The sequence below is a fragment of the Eubacterium sp. AF22-8LB genome (genome assembly GCF_003458715.1).
In the GTDB taxonomy this organism is placed as follows: Bacteria; Bacillota_I; Bacilli_A; order Erysipelotrichales; family Erysipelotrichaceae; genus Holdemanella.
This window is the reverse complement of record NZ_QRVI01000021.1, coordinates 23,625-40,831: the sequence shown is the minus strand read 5'-3', so window position 1 is coordinate 40,831 and position 17,207 is coordinate 23,625. Positions and strand designations below refer to the sequence as shown.

At 35.5% G+C, this 17,207-nt stretch carries 22 protein-coding genes; all 22 read left to right on the top strand.

Annotation, left to right across the window (positions count from 1 at the left end; genetic code table 11):
• Nucleotides 1-202 precede the first annotated feature (202 nt).
• A complete protein-coding gene (locus tag DWY01_RS08590; RefSeq protein WP_117995730.1) occupies nucleotides 203-1,135 on the top strand; it encodes a glycosyltransferase in 933 nt (310 codons plus the stop codon).
• On the top strand, nucleotides 1,120-1,623 hold the full coding sequence (locus DWY01_RS08585; protein WP_117995729.1) for a GNAT family N-acetyltransferase: 504 nt from the start codon (nucleotides 1,120-1,122) through the stop codon (nucleotides 1,621-1,623). Before DWY01_RS08590 ends, DWY01_RS08585 begins: the two co-directional genes overlap by 16 nt.
• Nucleotides 1,624-1,656: 33 nt before the next feature.
• Nucleotides 1,657-3,075, top strand: a complete 1,419-nt coding sequence (gene ffh, locus DWY01_RS08580) for a signal recognition particle protein (RefSeq protein ID WP_117995728.1) — start codon at nucleotides 1,657-1,659, stop codon at nucleotides 3,073-3,075.
• Nucleotides 3,076-3,171: 96 nt separating this feature from the next.
• A complete protein-coding gene (gene rpsP / locus DWY01_RS08575) occupies nucleotides 3,172-3,441 on the top strand; it encodes a 30S ribosomal protein S16 (protein ID WP_117995727.1) in 270 nt (89 codons plus the stop codon).
• The gene (locus DWY01_RS08570) at nucleotides 3,441-3,689 is read left to right on the top strand and encodes a KH domain-containing protein (protein ID WP_117995726.1); all 249 of its coding nucleotides are present in this window, start codon (nucleotides 3,441-3,443) and stop codon (nucleotides 3,687-3,689) included. Before rpsP ends, DWY01_RS08570 begins: the two co-directional genes overlap by 1 nt.
• Before the next feature lie 38 nt (nucleotides 3,690-3,727).
• A complete protein-coding gene (gene rimM / locus DWY01_RS08565) occupies nucleotides 3,728-4,216 on the top strand; it encodes a ribosome maturation factor RimM (RefSeq protein WP_117995725.1) in 489 nt (162 codons plus the stop codon).
• Nucleotides 4,213-4,935: a tRNA (guanosine(37)-N1)-methyltransferase TrmD gene (gene trmD, locus DWY01_RS08560; RefSeq protein WP_117995724.1), complete on the top strand. Its 723-nt coding sequence runs from the start codon at nucleotides 4,213-4,215 to the stop codon at nucleotides 4,933-4,935. The genes rimM and trmD overlap by 4 nt, the downstream gene beginning before the upstream one ends.
• A 118-nt stretch (nucleotides 4,936-5,053) precedes the next feature.
• Entirely contained in the window at nucleotides 5,054-5,401 is a 348-nt protein-coding gene (gene rplS, locus DWY01_RS08555) for a 50S ribosomal protein L19 (protein WP_117995723.1), read from the top strand.
• A gap of 84 nt (nucleotides 5,402-5,485) precedes the next feature.
• A complete protein-coding gene (gene lepB, locus DWY01_RS08550) occupies nucleotides 5,486-6,115 on the top strand; it encodes a signal peptidase I (RefSeq protein ID WP_117995722.1) in 630 nt (209 codons plus the stop codon).
• Nucleotides 6,115-6,963 carry a ribosome biogenesis GTPase YlqF gene (ylqF, locus tag DWY01_RS08545; RefSeq protein ID WP_117995721.1) on the top strand — a complete coding sequence of 283 codons (849 nt, stop codon included), beginning with the start codon at nucleotides 6,115-6,117 and terminating at the stop codon, nucleotides 6,961-6,963. Before lepB ends, ylqF begins: the two co-directional genes overlap by 1 nt.
• Nucleotides 6,953-7,561 (top strand): ribonuclease HII, encoded by a 609-nt coding sequence (locus tag DWY01_RS08540; RefSeq protein ID WP_117995720.1) that lies wholly within the window; start codon nucleotides 6,953-6,955, stop codon nucleotides 7,559-7,561. The genes ylqF and DWY01_RS08540 overlap by 11 nt, the downstream gene beginning before the upstream one ends.
• A 32-nt stretch (nucleotides 7,562-7,593) precedes the next feature.
• Complete coding sequence (locus DWY01_RS08535) at nucleotides 7,594-8,226, top strand: DNA-processing protein DprA (RefSeq protein ID WP_117995719.1); 633 nt, start codon at nucleotides 7,594-7,596, stop codon at nucleotides 8,224-8,226.
• 555 nt (nucleotides 8,227-8,781) lie between these two features.
• Complete coding sequence (locus DWY01_RS08530; protein ID WP_117995718.1) at nucleotides 8,782-8,967, top strand: SymE family type I addiction module toxin; 186 nt, start codon at nucleotides 8,782-8,784, stop codon at nucleotides 8,965-8,967.
• A 347-nt stretch (nucleotides 8,968-9,314) separates the two neighbouring features.
• Entirely contained in the window at nucleotides 9,315-9,605 is a 291-nt protein-coding gene (locus DWY01_RS08520; protein WP_117995717.1) for a helix-turn-helix domain-containing protein, read from the top strand.
• 585 nt (nucleotides 9,606-10,190) lie between these two features.
• The gene (locus DWY01_RS11910) at nucleotides 10,191-10,310 is read left to right on the top strand and encodes a SymE family type I addiction module toxin (protein WP_117995733.1); all 120 of its coding nucleotides are present in this window, start codon (nucleotides 10,191-10,193) and stop codon (nucleotides 10,308-10,310) included.
• Nucleotides 10,311-10,610: 300 nt separating this feature from the next.
• Complete coding sequence (locus DWY01_RS11905; protein ID WP_256372089.1) at nucleotides 10,611-10,745, top strand: hypothetical protein; 135 nt, start codon at nucleotides 10,611-10,613, stop codon at nucleotides 10,743-10,745.
• A 209-nt stretch (nucleotides 10,746-10,954) separates the two neighbouring features.
• Nucleotides 10,955-11,719 carry a hypothetical protein gene (locus DWY01_RS08510; RefSeq protein WP_117995716.1) on the top strand — a complete coding sequence of 255 codons (765 nt, stop codon included), beginning with the start codon at nucleotides 10,955-10,957 and terminating at the stop codon, nucleotides 11,717-11,719.
• 205 nt (nucleotides 11,720-11,924) lie between these two features.
• Nucleotides 11,925-12,461 carry a hypothetical protein gene (locus tag DWY01_RS08505; RefSeq protein ID WP_117995715.1) on the top strand — a complete coding sequence of 179 codons (537 nt, stop codon included), beginning with the start codon at nucleotides 11,925-11,927 and terminating at the stop codon, nucleotides 12,459-12,461.
• A gap of 191 nt (nucleotides 12,462-12,652) precedes the next feature.
• Nucleotides 12,653-13,141 (top strand): InlB B-repeat-containing protein, encoded by a 489-nt coding sequence (locus DWY01_RS11665; RefSeq protein ID WP_199519933.1) that lies wholly within the window; start codon nucleotides 12,653-12,655, stop codon nucleotides 13,139-13,141.
• 3 nt (nucleotides 13,142-13,144) lie between these two features.
• Nucleotides 13,145-14,995: a DUF6273 domain-containing protein gene (locus DWY01_RS08495; protein ID WP_117995714.1), complete on the top strand. Its 1,851-nt coding sequence runs from the start codon at nucleotides 13,145-13,147 to the stop codon at nucleotides 14,993-14,995.
• A gap of 160 nt (nucleotides 14,996-15,155) precedes the next feature.
• Nucleotides 15,156-15,563: a hypothetical protein gene (locus DWY01_RS08490; protein WP_117995713.1), complete on the top strand. Its 408-nt coding sequence runs from the start codon at nucleotides 15,156-15,158 to the stop codon at nucleotides 15,561-15,563.
• 369 nt (nucleotides 15,564-15,932) lie between these two features.
• Nucleotides 15,933-17,015, top strand: a complete 1,083-nt coding sequence (locus DWY01_RS08485) for an RNA-directed DNA polymerase (protein WP_117995712.1) — start codon at nucleotides 15,933-15,935, stop codon at nucleotides 17,013-17,015.
• Nucleotides 17,016-17,207: the final 192 nt, after the last annotated feature.

Genomic DNA, 17,207 nt, shown 5'->3' with positions numbered 1-17,207 from the left:
GGCGACAATAGTTGGGCTTGCCCCTGCGAAGATAGCTAGCTGCCGGGTCCTTTTTTTTTACATTGTCTTTAAATTATATTTATTCATTGAATATCTGAAACATTATGTTTGATGAATAGATAAATATTTATTGATTCTTAAGCATAAATTTGTTATTTTTTTATTTGTAGTATTGACTTAGGGCATGCAGGGAGGCTGATTCATGTATAAAGTGAGTGTATTGATTCCAGTGTATAATGTGGAAAAATATTTATCTAAATGTCTGGATTCGATTATTCAACAGACATACAAAGACATTGAAATAATAATAATAAATGATGGAACTACAGACTCATCATTAGATATCGCAAACCTATATGCTTCAAAATATAATTTTATTCATGTTTTTAGTTACGACAATGCCGGTATATCTACTACTCGTAATCGGGCTTTAGAAAAAGCTACGGGTGATTATTATTTATTTGTTGATAGTGACGATTATTTACATCCTCATATGATAGAAAATATGATAGAAAAAGCTATTACGACAAATAGTGACATTGTCACTTGTGGATATCGTATTGAATGTAAAGGATTGTCGATTCCTGTAAGCCCCATGCGAAAAAAAACAATGGATTCATTATCGGCATTACGTGCTTTAAGTCAAAATAAAGGTATTAACAATTATCCTTGGGGAAAACTATATGCTGCATCTTGCTTTAGAAATGTACAATTTCCAGATGAGAAGAAAGGCTTTGAGGATACTTATACGGTTTTTAAAGCTATTTATAATGCAAATCGTGTTTCAATTTTACCAAATTGTTACTATCACTATGTTAAACGACCTGGCTCTTTGACAGATCATATGGATATTGTACAGGCATATGAAATGCGTGCAGCTTATGAATATCAAGAGCTTTGTTTACATCAGTGGTTTCCACAAGAAAATTTTTATTATGATATTAATTTCTACAATAGTGATATGGTAATTCTTTATACACTAATATTCTTCTATTCTAGAAAGGATCAGCCAGTCTATGTGCCGGCTGTCATTGATTGGTCTAAAATCAATATATTTTATCGAATCGGATATGTTGTGTGGCGTCTGATTGCTTGTATTAAGTTTGGATGGTCTTTAAAATGGCAAGAAAATTAATTCGCAAGGCAACTCTAGAAGATATGCCTATATTATTAGAGATATATGAAAGAGCTAGAAATTTTATGATTTCTACAGGAAATACAAATCAATGGAAAAATGGTTATCCTTCAAGAGATCTTTTAGCTGAAGATATTAAAAAAAATGAAATGTACGTGTTGGAAGATGAAGATGGAATTCAGGCTAGTTTTGTCTTTTATTGTGGTATTGATCCTTGTTATAATATAATTTATGATGGTGAATGGTTAAATGATGAACCATATGGTGTAATCCATCGTATCGCAACACGTGGATTAAAGAAACATATGGCAGATATTATACTCGAATATTGTTCTAATAAAATTGATAATATTCGTATGGATACACATATGGATAATAAACCAATGCAAAATTTCATGTTAAAGCATGGGTTTAAACATGTTGGAACAATTTATTTAAAAAATGGAGAAAGTAGATTGGCATTCCATTGTAATTTAAAGGAAAATTAGGTAAACTAAAATAGTTTAGGGAGATTATTATTTATGGCATTTGAATCATTAAGTGAACGTTTAAATAAAGCATTTAAAAATATTTCAGGACAGGGAAAACTAACTGAAAAAAATATGACTGACATGTTAAAAGAAGTGCGCATGTCATTGTTAGAGGCAGATGTTAACTATGATGTAGTTAAGAGTTTTGTCGAAAATGTAAAAGAAAAAGCACTAGGACAAGAAGTTTTAGATTCTTTAAACCCTAGTCAGATGGTTGTTAAAATCGTACATGATGAATTGCAAGCATTATTAGGTGAAGAGGATGCACGTATTCACTTTAAAAAGCAAGGCATGACAACTGTTATGATGGTTGGTTTACAGGGTACTGGTAAAACGACTGCAAGTGCGAAAATTGCTAACTATGCAAAGAATAAATTGGCACGCCGTGTTTTATTAGTAGCATGTGACGTTGTTCGTCCTGCAGCAATTGAACAGTTACAGACATTAGGAAAGAGTATTGATGTAGAAGTTTTTACTTGTGGACCTGAAACATCGGCTGTTGAAACTGCAAAACAAGCATTATCATACGCAAAGGATCGTCAAAAAGATTTAGTTATTTTTGATACGGCTGGTCGTTTACATATTGATGAAGCATTGATGCAAGAACTTCAACAAATGAAGGAGCTTGTTGTTCCGGATGAAATTTTATTAACTGTAGATGCGATGACGGGTCAAGATATTGTCACTGTCGCAAAGGAATTCAACGAACAATTATCTATAACTGGATTAGTCGTTACTAAGATGGATGGTGATGCACGTGGTGGTGGATTATTATCTGTACGTTCAATCACAAATGTGCCAGTTTTGTTTGTATCGAATGGTGAAAAAGTTGATGATTTAGAAGAATTCCACCCAGATCGTATGGCAGACCGTATCTTGGGAATGGGAGATATTGTATCTTTAGTTGAGCAGGCACAAGATAAGTTAGATATGGATGTTCAGAAGAAAACAGCTGAACGTATGAAACAGGGTGTTTTTACATTCAATGATTTGCTAGCGCAACTAGGCCAAGTATCTAAAATGGGATCTATGCAAAAAATGATGAATATGATTCCAGGTATTAATAAAGTTGCCAAAAATTTAGATGATGAAAAAATGAATTCACAAATGAAAAAAAGTGAAGCCATTATTTTATCTATGACGGAGTATGAACGTGAAAATCCATCATGTTTAAAAGCATCAAGAAAGAATCGTATTGCGAAGGGTGCTGGTGTTAAAGTCATGGATGTTAACCGATTGATCAATCAGTTAGATCAAATGCAGATGATGACGAAATTGATGAGTGGTAAGACAAAAATGCCAGATATGTCAGCACTGCAGAATATGCAACGTGGTGGTGGAATGCCTGGAATGTCAAAGCATGCTGGTAGCAAGAAACAAAAATCAAAGAAGAAAAAGAAGAAAAAATAAAAATTATAAGGTGTAAAGTAAAAATACTTGACACCTTATTTTATTCGTGTTATTCTTTATGAGCTTTAATAAATTAGAAAAGGTAGGAATTTAAATATGGTTAAATTACGTTTAAAAAGAATGGGTAAAAAGGGTGCTCCTTTCTACCGTATAGTAGCTGCTGACTCACGTAGTCCTCGTGACGGTCGTTTTATCGAACAAATCGGTACATACAACCCAACTAAAGCAGAAAACAAAGTAACTTTAGACAAAGAATTAACAAAGAAATGGTTAAGCAATGGTGCACAACCAACTGATACAGTTCGTTCAATTTTATCACACGAAGGTGTTTTAAAAGAAATGCACGAAGCTAAAAGTTCAAAATAATGATTGATTTAGAAAAAACATTATTAGACATTTGTTTACCACTTGTAGATGATCAAAAAGCATTATCTGTAAAAACAATGGCAACTACAAATGATAATGAAATTTTATTGTATGTATATGCCAATAGCGAAGATGTCGCACGTTTAATTGGTCGTAAGGGAATTATGGCCAGCAGTATTCGTCAAATGATGTCTATTGCAGCTCGTGATGTACATAAAAGAATTTCAGTAAAATTTGAAGCTTATTAGGATGTGATTTCACATCCTGATTTTTTTAGGAGGAACATATGATAAAAGTAGCTCAAATCATTAATACTCATGGACTTAAGGGTGAATGTAAATTATATCTTGTGACAGATGATCCGCAACATCGTTTTGAAAAGGGTAGAGTATTACATTTAGAAGATGGTCGTACTTTAACCGTTGTGCGTTATCGCGAACAAAAGGGTTTTGGTTATTGTTACTTTGAAGGGGTAGATTCAATTGAAAAAGCTGAATTGTTGAAGACAAAGAATCTATTTATTGCCCAAGAGGATTTGCCTGAACTTGAAGACGGACAATACTATTATCATGAATTGATGCATTGTACAGTTTATAATGAGGAAAAAGAAAATCTTGGTGAAGTCGTGGATATCTTAGAAACAGGTGCCAATTTAGTACTTCGTGTTAAATCAAAGGGAAATAGTTTCTTATTGCCTTTTGTACAGGCATTCATATTGGATGTAAATAAAGATACACATGAAATCACAATTCGCGAAATGGATGGTTTACGATGAAAATATCAGTATTAACATTATTCCCAGAATATTTTGAACCATTGATGACGACAAGTATTCTTAAGCGTGCCAAAGAAAAAGAGTTATTTGAATTTGAAACTATTGATTTTCGTCAATTCACAAAAGAAAAACATGGCCATGTCGATGATACTCCATATGGTGGTGGAGCAGGAATGGTTTTAATGTGTCAGCCTATATTAGATGCATTAGAATCCATTCGTACGGAAAATAGTACGGTCATTTTATTGACACCACAAGGAAAAACCTTTAATCAGAAGGTAGCTAAAAAATTATCATTAAAAGAACATTTAATTTTTATTTGTGGGCACTATGAAGGATTTGATGAAAGAATTCGCGATTATGTAGATATTCAAATGTCTTTAGGTGACTTTGTATTAACAGGTGGTGAAAGTGCATGCATGGTTATGTGTGATTGTATATTACGTATATTGCCTGGAGTTATTCGTCAAGATTCAAGTGATGATGATTCTTTCTCAAATGGACTTTTAGAATATCCTCAATATACTAGGCCAGAAATCTATGATGGAAAAAGAGTTCCAGATGTATTGTTGAGTGGTCATCATGCGAACATCAAGAAGTATAGACATGAAGAGTCTTTAAAAAGAACAGCGATGTATCGTCCGGATTTATTAGAAAATTTAGATTTAAATAAAGAAGATCAAAAGATTGTCGATGCAGTATTAAAAAAAGAAAATTAACCTTGCGTAAAACCTATTGACATGATAATATAAATAGGCGTTTACGCATAGGTAGTTCCGCTGACACATTGTGTGAATGAACTGATAACCAAATATTAGAAGAGAAGGAGAAAAGAAAATGAACTTAGGATTAGTTAATGAAGTAACAAAATCACAATTGAAGACTGACATTCCAGCATTCCGTTCTGGTAGTACTGTTCGTGTTCACGTTAAAATCAAAGAAGGTGACAAGAGCCGTATCCAGGTATTCGAAGGTGTTGTAATTGAACGTGCAGGTGGAGGAATCTCTGAAACATTTACAGTTCGTAAGATTTCTAATCAAATTGGTGTTGAACGTAAATTCCCTATCCACTCACCAATCATTGATCACATTGAAGTAGTTCGTCACGGTAAAGTACGTCGTAATAAGTTGACTTACTTACGTAACCGTTCAGGTAAAGCTGCTCGTCTTAAAGAAGTTCGTTAATTGTTTAAAAAAGTCTGATTTTCAGGCTTTTTTTTCTAAATAGATTTATAATAGATTTATAACAATTTGGGGGATAAAAAGAATATGAAGAAATCAAACAAAAGTGAGCTAAGATATAACGAAGATGATGATCGCACATTATTAGAGGATATTTTAGGCTTTGTTAAAGTATTTGTTGTTAGTGCGATTGTAATTTTATTATTCGTGAATTTTGTTGCACACCCAGTACGTGTTGATGGCAAGAGTATGTATCCTACATTAAAAGATGGGGAATTCGGTTTCACAAACGTCGGTGGCGTTCTATTAAATGGTGTAGAACGAGGGGATATTGTCGTTGTAACAATGGAAGAAGATGGCCAAAAAACACACTGGGTAAAACGTGTAATTGGATTACCTGGTGATACAGTTACTTGTGTGAATGATGTTGTGTTTATAAACGGAAAGGTTTTGGATGAAACACAATATATTGATCCTGATTATCGTCAATCTTGTGTTGATAAATTTGGGTATTTTAATAAAGTGCCTAATGAAGACAATACAGATGTAAAAGATTTTGATGAAGTTAAATTAGATAACGATGAATATTATGTAATGGGGGATAATCGACCATATTCTAAAGATTCTAGATATGTGGGTCCTGTGAAAAAATCACAGTTATTTGCGAAGAATATGTTGGTATTATTACCATTTTCAGATATGGGAGTGAAAGACTAGTGGCAAATGTTCAATGGTTTCCAGGTCATATGACCAAAGCCAAAAGGCAAATGGAAGAGAATTTAAAAAAAGTTGATTTTGTGATTGAGATTCGTGATGCCAGAATGCCAGAGGCAAGCAAGAATCCAATGTTGGATCAATTGATACAAAATAAGCCAAGACTGATTCTTTTATCTAAAAAGGATAAGGCGGATAAGGAAGTTACCAAACAATGGGTATCTGCTTTAGAAACAGAGAATCAAAAGGTTTTGGCATTAGATTTTATTCATGAGAATTTTTCAAAGCAGCTAATTAAAGCATCCAATGATTTATGTGTGAATTTAATCGAAAAACAAAAACGTCGTGGCATGAAACCAAGAGCCTTGCGTGCAATGGTTTGCGGTATTCCTAATGTTGGAAAAAGTACTTTTATTAATACATTTGCGAAAAGAAAAGCAGCACAAACAGGAGATCGTCCAGGTGTTACGAAGAGTTTACAATGGATCAAGGTTGGACAAACGCTTGAGTTGTTAGATACACCAGGTGTCTTATGGCCAAAATTCGAAGATCAGGAAATTGGTTTGAAGCTAGCTTTACTTGGATCTGTAAAAGATCAAGTTGTAAACATGGATGATTTGGCATTATTTGCGTGTGAATATCTAATGAAGGAAAAGCCGGAAATTTTTGATACAGTATATCATGTTGAAATTGCCGATACACCTTACGAAACATTGCAAAATATTGCTGTTAAGCGTGGGTATTTATTAAAGGGTGACATAGACGAAAATCGTTTGATGTTAAGCTTTGTGAAGGATATTCGTGAAAACAAGTGTGAATTGATAACTTGGGAGAAACCAAATGCTTGCTAGACCATTAGAGTGTGATTTTTGGGATGAGAATAAAATTATACTAGGCATGGATGAAGCAGGCCGAGGACCCATCGCAGGTCCATTAATGGTTGCTGGTGTTATTTTTCCAGTTGGATATGAAAATGCATTGATCGATGATTCGAAAAAGTTAAGTGAGAAAAAGCGAGAGGCGCTTTTCAAAACAATTATTCAAGATGCTTTATATTATCAGATTCTTGTGGTGGATGAAAAAACAATTGATAAAAAAAATATTTATAGAGCTACTCAAGAAGCAATGATGGAGATAGCGAATCGTGCAAAATGTGATTTTGTGTTAAGTGATGCGATGCCGTTACCGAATATTGATAAATCGTATGAAGCTATTGTAAAAGGGGACCAAAAATCATTGTCGATTGCGGCTGCAAGTATTCTTGCAAAAGTAACACGAGATCGTTGGATGAAAAAATTAGATGAAATGTATCCTCAATATGGTTTGGCAAAACATAAGGGGTATCCAACAAAGGCTCATATTGAAGCTTTAAATCAATATGGACTACAAGATTTTTATCGTAGAAGCTATGGTCCTGTAAAAAAACTTGAAGAAATTAGACTTTTCTAAAAAAAAGTCTCTTTTTTTTCGTATATGAGTATATGAAAATAGAACGGGAAGCTATTTTATGGTATGCCATTCAATATGATGGAGATTGGAAAAAAATTGGCAATGCTATAAAGGCACATGAAGATTATTCCATCATTTCATATCCATATACATACTTTACAATCGTAGATGATATGTATCCAGATGCATTTAAAAGGCTACGTTATCCGCCATGGATTATTTTCTATCAAGGAGACATTGATTTATTAAAAAGAAAAGGAATAGGTATTGTAGGAGCACGAAATTGCTCATTAGAAGCATTACAAAACACGGATACAATTGTTCAAAGATTAAAATCAAAGTATGTGATTGTTTCAGGACTAGCAAAGGGAATTGATGCAAGGGCTCATTTAAATGCAGATAAAACAATAGGTGTATTAGGGTGTGGAATCAATGTTATTTATCCAAAGGAAAATGCATATCTATATGAGAGGATGAAAAAAAGTGGACTTATTTTAAGTGAATATCCGATGCACGTAAAACCATTGGCGTATCATTTTCCATGGCGAAATCGTTTGATTGCAGCACTAAGTGACAATTTAGTGGTGATTGAAGCTACATATAAAAGTGGTACTATGATCACGGTAAATGAGTGCTTAGAATTAAGTGTACCCATTTATTGGTAAATTACATTTCCATCCTTAATATTGGCGATATTTAGTTAATATTGATTTTGCAAATAAGCAATAGAATTCCCTCTCATCCTTAATATTGATGATGAGGGATTCTTTTTGTTACGAGTCATCTTTAATATCGAATAGGGGAAATAGCCTAAAATAGGGGGGTTCCAGAATATTGTAGATGTGACAAAATTTAATATTAAGAATGGGATGTAACTGAAAAAATCAGTTTCCGAATTCAATATTAAATTTGGAATGTAAGTGAAACAGCGTGTTATTTTTTCAATATTAAAAATATAAATGTAACAAGAATGTTCGTGAAAAGAGAAATTAGGGGCATTTTTGTTACATCCCATCTTTAATATTGAAATTAAGAATTTGACTAAGTGTTCCTATCCAACCTTAATAATGAAACATCAAATGGTTATGTTTGTTACGTTCCATCTTTAATAGGGTTTTTTATAATGCGTCTAACAATACCCTTATAACTTTAATATCAAATTTGCAACTAATATCCTAAATTACCAGTCATATTAAATATTGACTCATAGGGAGGAAACAATGTATAAATCGAAACGTAGCCTCAAAGTATATGAGGCACCACTTGGTTTAAATGGTAAACAGCAGATTCCAAGAATTCAGCTTCAGAATCAGTGGCTCGAAGCTCTTGGATATCATGTGGGCGATAAGATTGATGTTCAGTTTACTAATGATACAATTATCATCAATAAAATGAAGACTAAATAAACGAAGAGAATTCCCTCTTATATGAGATATCGTATAGGGGAAATTTTTTGTTTCCCTGATATTTGAAATAACGATACCACTAAAACCTTGATAAATAGGACTTTTTTGATGGTAAACCAAATTCGTGGCGTTTGATGTTGCGGGTTTTTCTTTTTCCCAAATATGCTGCCGAAATGCGTGTTTCTGAAGTCATTCATCTGCATTATGATATTATTTCCCACTCAAATATGCAGATTCACGTCCGAAATACTTCGGGTGTTGTACTCTGCCGAAAATATAGTTAAAATAATATTGACAATATGGCATATATACCATATGCTCTTAGCAGAGAACATAAGGAAAGAAAAATGAAAAAATTTAATGATTATTTAAGAGAACAAATGCAGAACCCGGAATTAAAAAAAGAATACGATAATTTGCAGCCGGAGTTCGACATCATAAGAGCAATAGTTGATGCCAGAACATCTCAGAATCTTACTCAAAAGCAGCTTGCAGAAAAAACGGGTATTCATCAGGCAGATATTAGTAAGTTGGAGAACGGTACAAGGAATCCGTCTATCAATTTATTAAAAAGATTAGCGGAAGGCATGGATATGATGCTTAAAATTGAATTCGTGCCAAAACAAAAAGCACACTGATGAAAAATTCTAATTATTCTCCACACAGAGGAATAGTTAGAGTATTTGGTAAACGAGCAACAAAACAAAATGGAGAGGCTTGCCAGTAATGGTGAGCCTTTTTATCTTCAAAAACACCCTTTGAAAAAACAGCCTTCAGGAAAGGAAATTTGCTGCCGGGGTAAAAAAATCAAAAGAGTTTGTGGAAAATTGGAATCAGAGGTTCCTTGATATAAAAGTTCTCGTTTCCATAGTGAATTTCGGAAAGGGAAGTAATTAACGGAAAAAAAGAACGAAAACATGCGAGTTGCCAGGCTTTAAAGGGAAGTGATTAATGGGGGAAATACAATAGTTGTAATTTTCCATTTAATCAGTTCTCTTCGTTAATCAGTTCTCTTTAAATGGGATATTTTCCATTTAATCAGTTCCATTCGTGATTTTAATTAGTTCTGTTCGCAAAATTTGATTAGCTCCGTTCGGAGATTTAATCATGTCTATATTCTGTTAAATATAGCGTATTAAGTTCTATAGGAGGAAACAACGTGTAAATCGAAACGTAGCCTCAAAGCATATGAGGCACCACTTGGTTTAAATGGTAAACAGCAGATTCCAGGAATTCAGCTTCAGGGCCAGTGGCTCGAAGCACTTGGATATCACGTGGGCGATAAAATTGATGTTCAGTGTACTGGTGACACGATCATCATCAATAAAATGAAGACTATATAAAACAAACAAGCGTCGGCTTATAAAGCAGGCGCTTTTTGGTTTTAAAATAAAACAAGCGAAGAGGATGGTAAAACAAATATTAAAAAAGACCTCGTGGCGTTAGATGCTGCGGATTTTTTTCTTTTTCCCAAATATGCTGCCGGAATGCCATTTTTTTGAAAAGTTTCAGACATATATATTGTGAATCAAGAAAAAAGGAGTGATGAATAATGATACGAGGACAGATTCTGTTTCAATTATATTCAAGAAGAAATATGAAAAAGCTAATCAGTTCGAGAAATTAGAAGGGAGATAGTACGGATGGATTTCTCTATAAACAGCGATACAGAAGTAAACAATGTTTATATTGCCACTACGGATGTATATGGTTATTTTAAATCAAGTGCAGAAGGATGGACAAAAGATAACAGTTTTATTACAGATATTGTTTGTTAAGGCAGATTGCCCTTACAAAGGAGAGGAGAATAATATGTCTGAATAGAGTTGTTGGGTATGTTATGAATGGAATTGACATAAGTGTACTGTTTATGTAGATATTCAAAATAGCATCCCTCTCCGTCTTAAAACAACGGAGTCTTGGATGCTTTTTCAGAGCTTTAACAAGATGGCAGTACTGCCATCTGAAAATATGGAGGATGATATTTATGGATGAGAACAAAAAGGATAAAAGAAAGAACATTATTATACTGATACTTGTACTGATTATTGCGTTAGGCGGCTTCTTTCTTTTCAACAGAAAGGATGACGAAAAGCCTCTGGATGTAGATACAGAACAGAGCAGTTATGTTAAGCCAGAAACCCCTGTGGATCGCAGTAAAAATGTAACTTTGCCAGGCTGGGGTGCATTCAATATTCCTGCCAATACAAAAGAAATTACGCAGGGATTTGAATTTCATAATCCAGAAGAGAACTACTGGTATGTTGATAAAATGTCTGTAGACGGCAAGGAAGTGGAAGACCTTGTTGTAGACAGTGGAAATAAAGTGGAATTGAACCACTATTTGAAACTGAATGGAATTGATTCTGAAGTAAAGTCTATCGGAAAGTATGACAAAGATTTGTTTGAAATCACAAAGACCAAGAAAGGGCAATACCAAATCGAGGCGATTGGATATTCAGACAAAGTTCAGGCTATCAAGATCAAAACCAAAGACGGTAAAAGTCATAAGATTGGCGTTGAATCTAAGTCTGACTGTTATTACATGACGTTTGCGTTATATCTTAAAGAAAACGATGAGCTTCTGTATCAATCGGGACTGGTATCACCAAACAACTACATTCAAAAGATGGAGATAAGGCCGTTGAAAAAAGGCTCTTATGATGCCTACATCGTTATCCAGCCTTATCGTTCTGACAAGAAGACAAAGACAAATCAGGGCGTTGTGAATCTAACACTGAATGTAAGATAATCAAACATCTATTCAAGGATTGCAGTACTGCCATCCTTTCGTGTTATATGAGCTTTTATGATTGGATGTACACCTTCCTCCTTTCCAGTGCATCCAGACATAAGGGCTTATATGTATAAACCCTTTATATCTGTATATGTGGGTCATAGACACAGTACAGAACAAATAATCGCAATTTAATTTTAATTTAGGAGGTAAGACGATTATGAAAAACTTTAGAAATTTATTATTGGCTGGTGCAACAGTTTTAGCTACATTAGCAGCTCCAATGAATGTGTTTGCAAAAAATGTAGACCCTGCTACTGTGGATAGTCAAGAAACAACTTTAAACTACAAAGTAGGTTCTCATTATACTTGGGAAATCCACTCTGACATTGATTTTGGTAAAGACGGTGGAACGAATGCAACTTTAAATGGTACTGTAAAAACTGGTGACCAAAAAGTAAAAGTAACAGAAAACGTTATTGAGGAAGGTAAAAAGCTTCACATTACTGCCCACGGTAGTGGAACAGATAAAACATTTACTATTACTAACGGAAGCAATACAGTATTAAATTATGCTGTTAAATCTGGAGATAAAGCTGTCGGTGTTGACGGGGATGTATTAGATGTTGTTGCAGGAACCAATACTGGTGAAACAGTTATGGACTTCAAATTAAGCACAACAACAGATACAGCTGAAAAAGCCGGAACATATACTGGTACAATCACTTACGCATCAAGTGTTGTTGATGCTCAGTAATTCAAAGCGGAACGTACAATTGAATATATGAGGAACGGGCTTCTATGACAGGTCTGTTCTTCTTTTGATTCTTTTATAAAATTGCTGATCCAAGTCAGAAATCAAGATGGCAGTACTGCCACCTTTCGAATATTTCTGGTTTAGATCAATGATTTTTCAGTTTCTTAAGTAAATGGAATGGAGGAGAGAACATGAAAAAACATTTTGTATTACTGGGGATGATGCTGATACCTGTGTTAAGCGGTATCAGCGTGCCTGTGCTTGCGGATGAGGCCACTGTACCCTTAACCTATGCAGTTTCCGCAAAAATCACATTGATAGATGGTGACATTTCATCGGTTGTGGAACTGGATGAATGTGGTCGAATCAGTGAACCCGCCCATTATTTGAAGGATGGTTATGAATTCGTTGGATGGATGAATGTAGAAACAGGAAAAATGTGGGATTTCAATGATGTTGTGAACACAAATATGACATTGAAAGCTGTCTACAGAAAGCTGGAATCAGCTTCTGTTCCACAAACGCCTTCATCAAACCAAACAGCCAATGTGAATACATCTGTAGACATGGATACAGGACGCTGGGTCCTGATTGGTGTACTTGCCTTGTTTGAGATGGGTCTTGTTATCTATTTAAAGAATTATGTGGATGGAACACAGCCACATCGAAAGGAGAAATAAGATATGAAACATATATGTTTAAAGACGGGAACTAGGATCTTATCAGGTATCTTAAGTATGTCTATGATGGCAGGAATTTTATCTATGCCAGTCATGGCCAACGAGGCGGATACATATAAGCCAGTCAATGATTTAAAATTTACATCGAACATTAAAATGAATACTGTAATGGAAACGGAGGAAGATGGCAGTACTGCCACCGACAATACAGTTCAGGAAAGTGAACCTGCCTCAAATGAGAATGTATCTTCTTCACAGAATACTGTGGATTCCTCTGAATCGGAAACAACCGAACAACAGACAAGTGGTGAATTAAAGTCTGAGACAACGTATTCTACAGACAACACATCAGCTACACTTCACATGGAATATACAGATTCTGGTAAAACATTAGAATTAACGGAAGATTCGAGTGAATTCTATAAGGATGTGTTTGATAAGAAGCTTTTAGTACAGAATGATTCTTCTAAGAATGCTTTAGATTTTACTGCAAATTCAAATGGTGTCTACTGTTTTGATGTGAATGTTAAAGATGATAAGGGAACTATAATCGACACTCAGCAGGTCCGATTCAAGATACTTGATATTGTCGATGCAGAAAACGAGGAAGTACAGCAAGACGAAAATGCGGTTGCACCTGCATCCGTACAGACAAATTCAACTGTACAGGCTAGTCATGATTCAAAATCATTAGGAGTCAGCTATACAAGCAATGGCAGTTACGCATGGACGATTCCTTCTGAAATTGATTTGAATAGACAGGATACTTTGACGGTATCGGCTACAAAGGTCAATGAGGAAGCTAACGCCAGTCTTAAAATCAGTGTCAAATCTGAAAATGGATTCAACATGAAATCCAGCTCAGGACGTATGGGTGCTTATAAGATCACAAAAGATGGAAACCAAATCGTAAACAATTCCATTGTTCTTGAGACTACATCATCAGGCACTACGACAGCAGACCTGAAATTTACTGCAAATCCGGCCAACTTTATGACTTCAGGAACTTATAATGACACATTGACATTCAAAGCACAGAATGGATATGCGACAGGTACTGTACTTGAAATCGAAGGAATGAAGTTCATCGTCATGGCTCAGACAGATGATGATACATATATGCTGATTGATGGAGAAAGTCTTGGAAACATCCAGTACCAGCCAAATGTAGATTCTGATGGAAACTACAAAGTTGGAACCTATGAAACACCGGATGAGAAGCGTTCGGATGGCCAGTATTCCAACACTTATGAAGGAAGCTACATTGATAACTATCTAGAAAATACGTGGTATAAACAGCTTCCTGAGAAGCTACAGAAAGCGATTCAGGCAACGGACATCAAGCAGGCTGCATATAATAATACTTCGTCAAATCCAAAATGGAGATGGTTTGATCCTAATGGAGGAAAGAACAACGATTGGTATTATAATGAAGGCACTACAGAAAATCCGAAATGGGTCATCTATTATAAGGCTAGTTTCCCAGATGATGCACAAGGTGCCTATCCTTTGAATTGTTGGAAGTACAGTGAAAAAGGCTATAACAACACAACTTATAACACGATTTCAAGACATGTATTCCTGCCAAGCGTTGAAGAAGTATCCAACCTAGTGGATCTAAACAACGCCAACAAGGTTTATAATTTCTTGAAAGGTACAAATAACTCCTTATCCCACATGTGGTTCAGAGACAGCAACTCCAGCTCGCCTCGCAGTGCGATGAATTTGATTTACGACAATCGTTCCTTGAACTACGACATTGTAACGGATACTTGGATCGGCGTGCGTCCCGCTTTCACGGTCGATTTATCGACCGTCTCCGCAAGCGTGGTGGATTCTGTGAACTACAAATAGGATGAAACATGGCTAGAGATAAAAACCACGCCTTCATTTCCTCAAGAAATGAAGGCAAACCGACATTTGAAGGTGGCAGAACTGCCATCTTATGAGAAACAAATGTCCGAATGAAGAGGGGAGTATGAGGGGAAACATCCCCTCATGATGATTTTGAATTATGGCAGAAAAGAAGAAAGAGTTACATCTGCTGAGACATGCAGAGTTGTTTGATGATGCACTTGTGACAGTAAGTGCTCATGCACCAAAGAAGTTTCGCAACAATATCGTGCATGACTTGCAGATAACATCGGAAAATATAGTGAAAAGTATATTCTGGGCCAATGAATATCGGCAGTCCGATATTCAGGCATGTCTAAAATATACAAAACAGGCAGAAATCAACATCCGCTGGATGACGAGAAGACTTGAAAGAGCCAGACGGATGCAGTGTATTACGCCTGTAGAGGAATTGGACTTAGGTGGACAGCTCGCAACTGTAGAGGAATATTTTGCGGGCTGGTCAGATTCAAATAAAAAACTAAGTGAAGAACTTAGACAAGAAGAACTTAGAAAAAAGAATCTCTAAGTCGGGATACAGGATAGAAACGCCGGTTCGTGTTGGGTTTCTTGAGTGTTTGTTGATTGCGTGGCCTTTTTATGGGTCTAGTCTCCAGCTCGCCTCGCAATGCGATGAATTTGAATTACAACAATCGTTCAATGAACAACAACAATGTAACGAATACTTGGATCGGCGTGCGTCCCGCTTTAGTAAGCATCCAGAAAGGATGTGCCAGCAGTCAGAATAAGACGATATGTCGAAAAGACCAGAGCATAACATAAAGGATCCTGTATCCTGCGTATTGTACGCAAATCAGTCATGCACGGATCTTGAGTAGGGCTACAGATACTCGTGACTACGTGCATGATTTTTTAATTTATTGAATGGAGTGAATGAATGTATATACCCGAACATTTAACAGAAATATTTACGTTTGAAAATCTGTTGAAAGCATTTCGAAGCTCAGCATCGAATCACAGACATAAAGAGGACGTACAGGAATTTCTGAATCATCTGTATCTGAATATACGAAGAATCGAAAAGACATTCAAGAGAGGAGAATATCCTGAAATCACGTATCATAGCTTTATAGTCACACAGCCAAAGCTGAGGGTCGTATGGGCAACATCATTTGAGATACGTGTGATACAGCACTGCTTCTGTGATGTATTTCTTACACCTTTCTTTGAACAGATATATGTACCTAGAAACTGTGCATGCAGAAAGGACAAAGGCACAGATTACGCTGCCAACTGTCTGAAAGCAGACTTGAAGTATTATTATCGGGAAAATGGCGATTCAAATTCAGGATATGTTTTAAAGGCTGACATTCATCATTATTTTCAAAGTATTGACCATGATATATTGAAACGCATGCTCCATCCAATCCTTCCAGATGGAGAAGTCAAAGACTTCCTGTTCTACATTATTGACAGTTTTGACAAAGGAGGTCTTCCTTTAGGCAATCAGACAAGCCAGCTGCTGGCATTATATTATCTTCATCCAGTGGATGTACTGATTCAGAACAAGTATGGTGTAATGTTTGATTACGGTGCCTTGTTTTCAAGATACATGGATGATCTGGCACTGATTGCAGAGGATAAACAGACTTTGATCGATGCATACAAGGATATAGATTTTATATTAAGAAATGCATTGAATCTATGCTTCAACGATAAGACGAGTATCCATCCATTAAAGAATGGAATCGGTTTTCTTGGATGGAACTACTACCTTTTAAAGACTGGACGTGTATTGAAAAAGCGGAAGAAGGATGCAAAGGACAGAGCAAAAAAGAAAGTAAAGCTGGCTATCTATTTATATAATGAGAATATCATTGATGCAAGAAGCTATGGGAATCGTATAACGAGTGTTCTGGCAACTTTGAAAAAAGGAAATGCGGGAGCATTTGAGAGAAACCTGATCCACATGCAGAATACCTGCTCAGACAGGTTTAGAAAGGAAATTTATGATTATTAAATTTGCTGCCGGGGTAAAAAAATCAAAAGAGATTGTGAAAAATTGGAATCAAAGGTTCCCTGATACAAAAGCTCTCATTTCCATAGTGAATTTCGGAAAGGGAAGTGAATAACGGGGAAAAATAAACGAAAACATGCGGCTTTCGAGCATCTAAACGGAAGTAATTAAAGGGGAAATACAGTAATTGTGATT

Excerpts from the sequence above, each read along its gene's own strand:
- DWY01_RS08590 (WP_117995730.1), top strand. The coding sequence starts at position 203 with ATGTATAAAGTGAGTGTATTGATTCCAGTGTATAATGTGGAAAAATAT.
- DWY01_RS08585 (WP_117995729.1), top strand. The coding sequence starts at position 1,120 with ATGGCAAGAAAATTAATTCGCAAGGCAACTCTAGAAGATATGCCTATA.
- ffh (WP_117995728.1), top strand. The coding sequence starts at position 1,657 with ATGGCATTTGAATCATTAAGTGAACGTTTAAATAAAGCATTTAAAAAT.
- rpsP (WP_117995727.1), top strand. The coding sequence starts at position 3,172 with ATGGTTAAATTACGTTTAAAAAGAATGGGTAAAAAGGGTGCTCCTTTC.
- DWY01_RS08570 (WP_117995726.1), top strand. The coding sequence starts at position 3,441 with ATGATTGATTTAGAAAAAACATTATTAGACATTTGTTTACCACTTGTA.
- rimM (WP_117995725.1), top strand. The coding sequence starts at position 3,728 with ATGATAAAAGTAGCTCAAATCATTAATACTCATGGACTTAAGGGTGAA.
- trmD (WP_117995724.1), top strand. The coding sequence starts at position 4,213 with ATGAAAATATCAGTATTAACATTATTCCCAGAATATTTTGAACCATTG.
- rplS (WP_117995723.1), top strand. The coding sequence starts at position 5,054 with ATGAACTTAGGATTAGTTAATGAAGTAACAAAATCACAATTGAAGACT.
- lepB (WP_117995722.1), top strand. The coding sequence starts at position 5,486 with ATGAAGAAATCAAACAAAAGTGAGCTAAGATATAACGAAGATGATGAT.
- DWY01_RS08540 (WP_117995720.1), top strand. The coding sequence starts at position 6,953 with ATGCTTGCTAGACCATTAGAGTGTGATTTTTGGGATGAGAATAAAATT.
- DWY01_RS08535 (WP_117995719.1), top strand. The coding sequence starts at position 7,594 with ATGAAAATAGAACGGGAAGCTATTTTATGGTATGCCATTCAATATGAT.
- DWY01_RS08530 (WP_117995718.1), top strand. The coding sequence starts at position 8,782 with ATGTATAAATCGAAACGTAGCCTCAAAGTATATGAGGCACCACTTGGT.
- DWY01_RS08520 (WP_117995717.1), top strand. The coding sequence starts at position 9,315 with ATGAAAAAATTTAATGATTATTTAAGAGAACAAATGCAGAACCCGGAA.
- DWY01_RS11905 (WP_256372089.1), top strand. The coding sequence starts at position 10,611 with ATGGATTTCTCTATAAACAGCGATACAGAAGTAAACAATGTTTATATT.
- DWY01_RS08510 (WP_117995716.1), top strand. The coding sequence starts at position 10,955 with ATGGATGAGAACAAAAAGGATAAAAGAAAGAACATTATTATACTGATA.
- DWY01_RS08505 (WP_117995715.1), top strand. The coding sequence starts at position 11,925 with ATGAAAAACTTTAGAAATTTATTATTGGCTGGTGCAACAGTTTTAGCT.
- DWY01_RS11665 (WP_199519933.1), top strand. The coding sequence starts at position 12,653 with ATGAAAAAACATTTTGTATTACTGGGGATGATGCTGATACCTGTGTTA.
- DWY01_RS08495 (WP_117995714.1), top strand. The coding sequence starts at position 13,145 with ATGAAACATATATGTTTAAAGACGGGAACTAGGATCTTATCAGGTATC.
- DWY01_RS08490 (WP_117995713.1), top strand. The coding sequence starts at position 15,156 with ATGGCAGAAAAGAAGAAAGAGTTACATCTGCTGAGACATGCAGAGTTG.
- DWY01_RS08485 (WP_117995712.1), top strand. The coding sequence starts at position 15,933 with ATGTATATACCCGAACATTTAACAGAAATATTTACGTTTGAAAATCTG.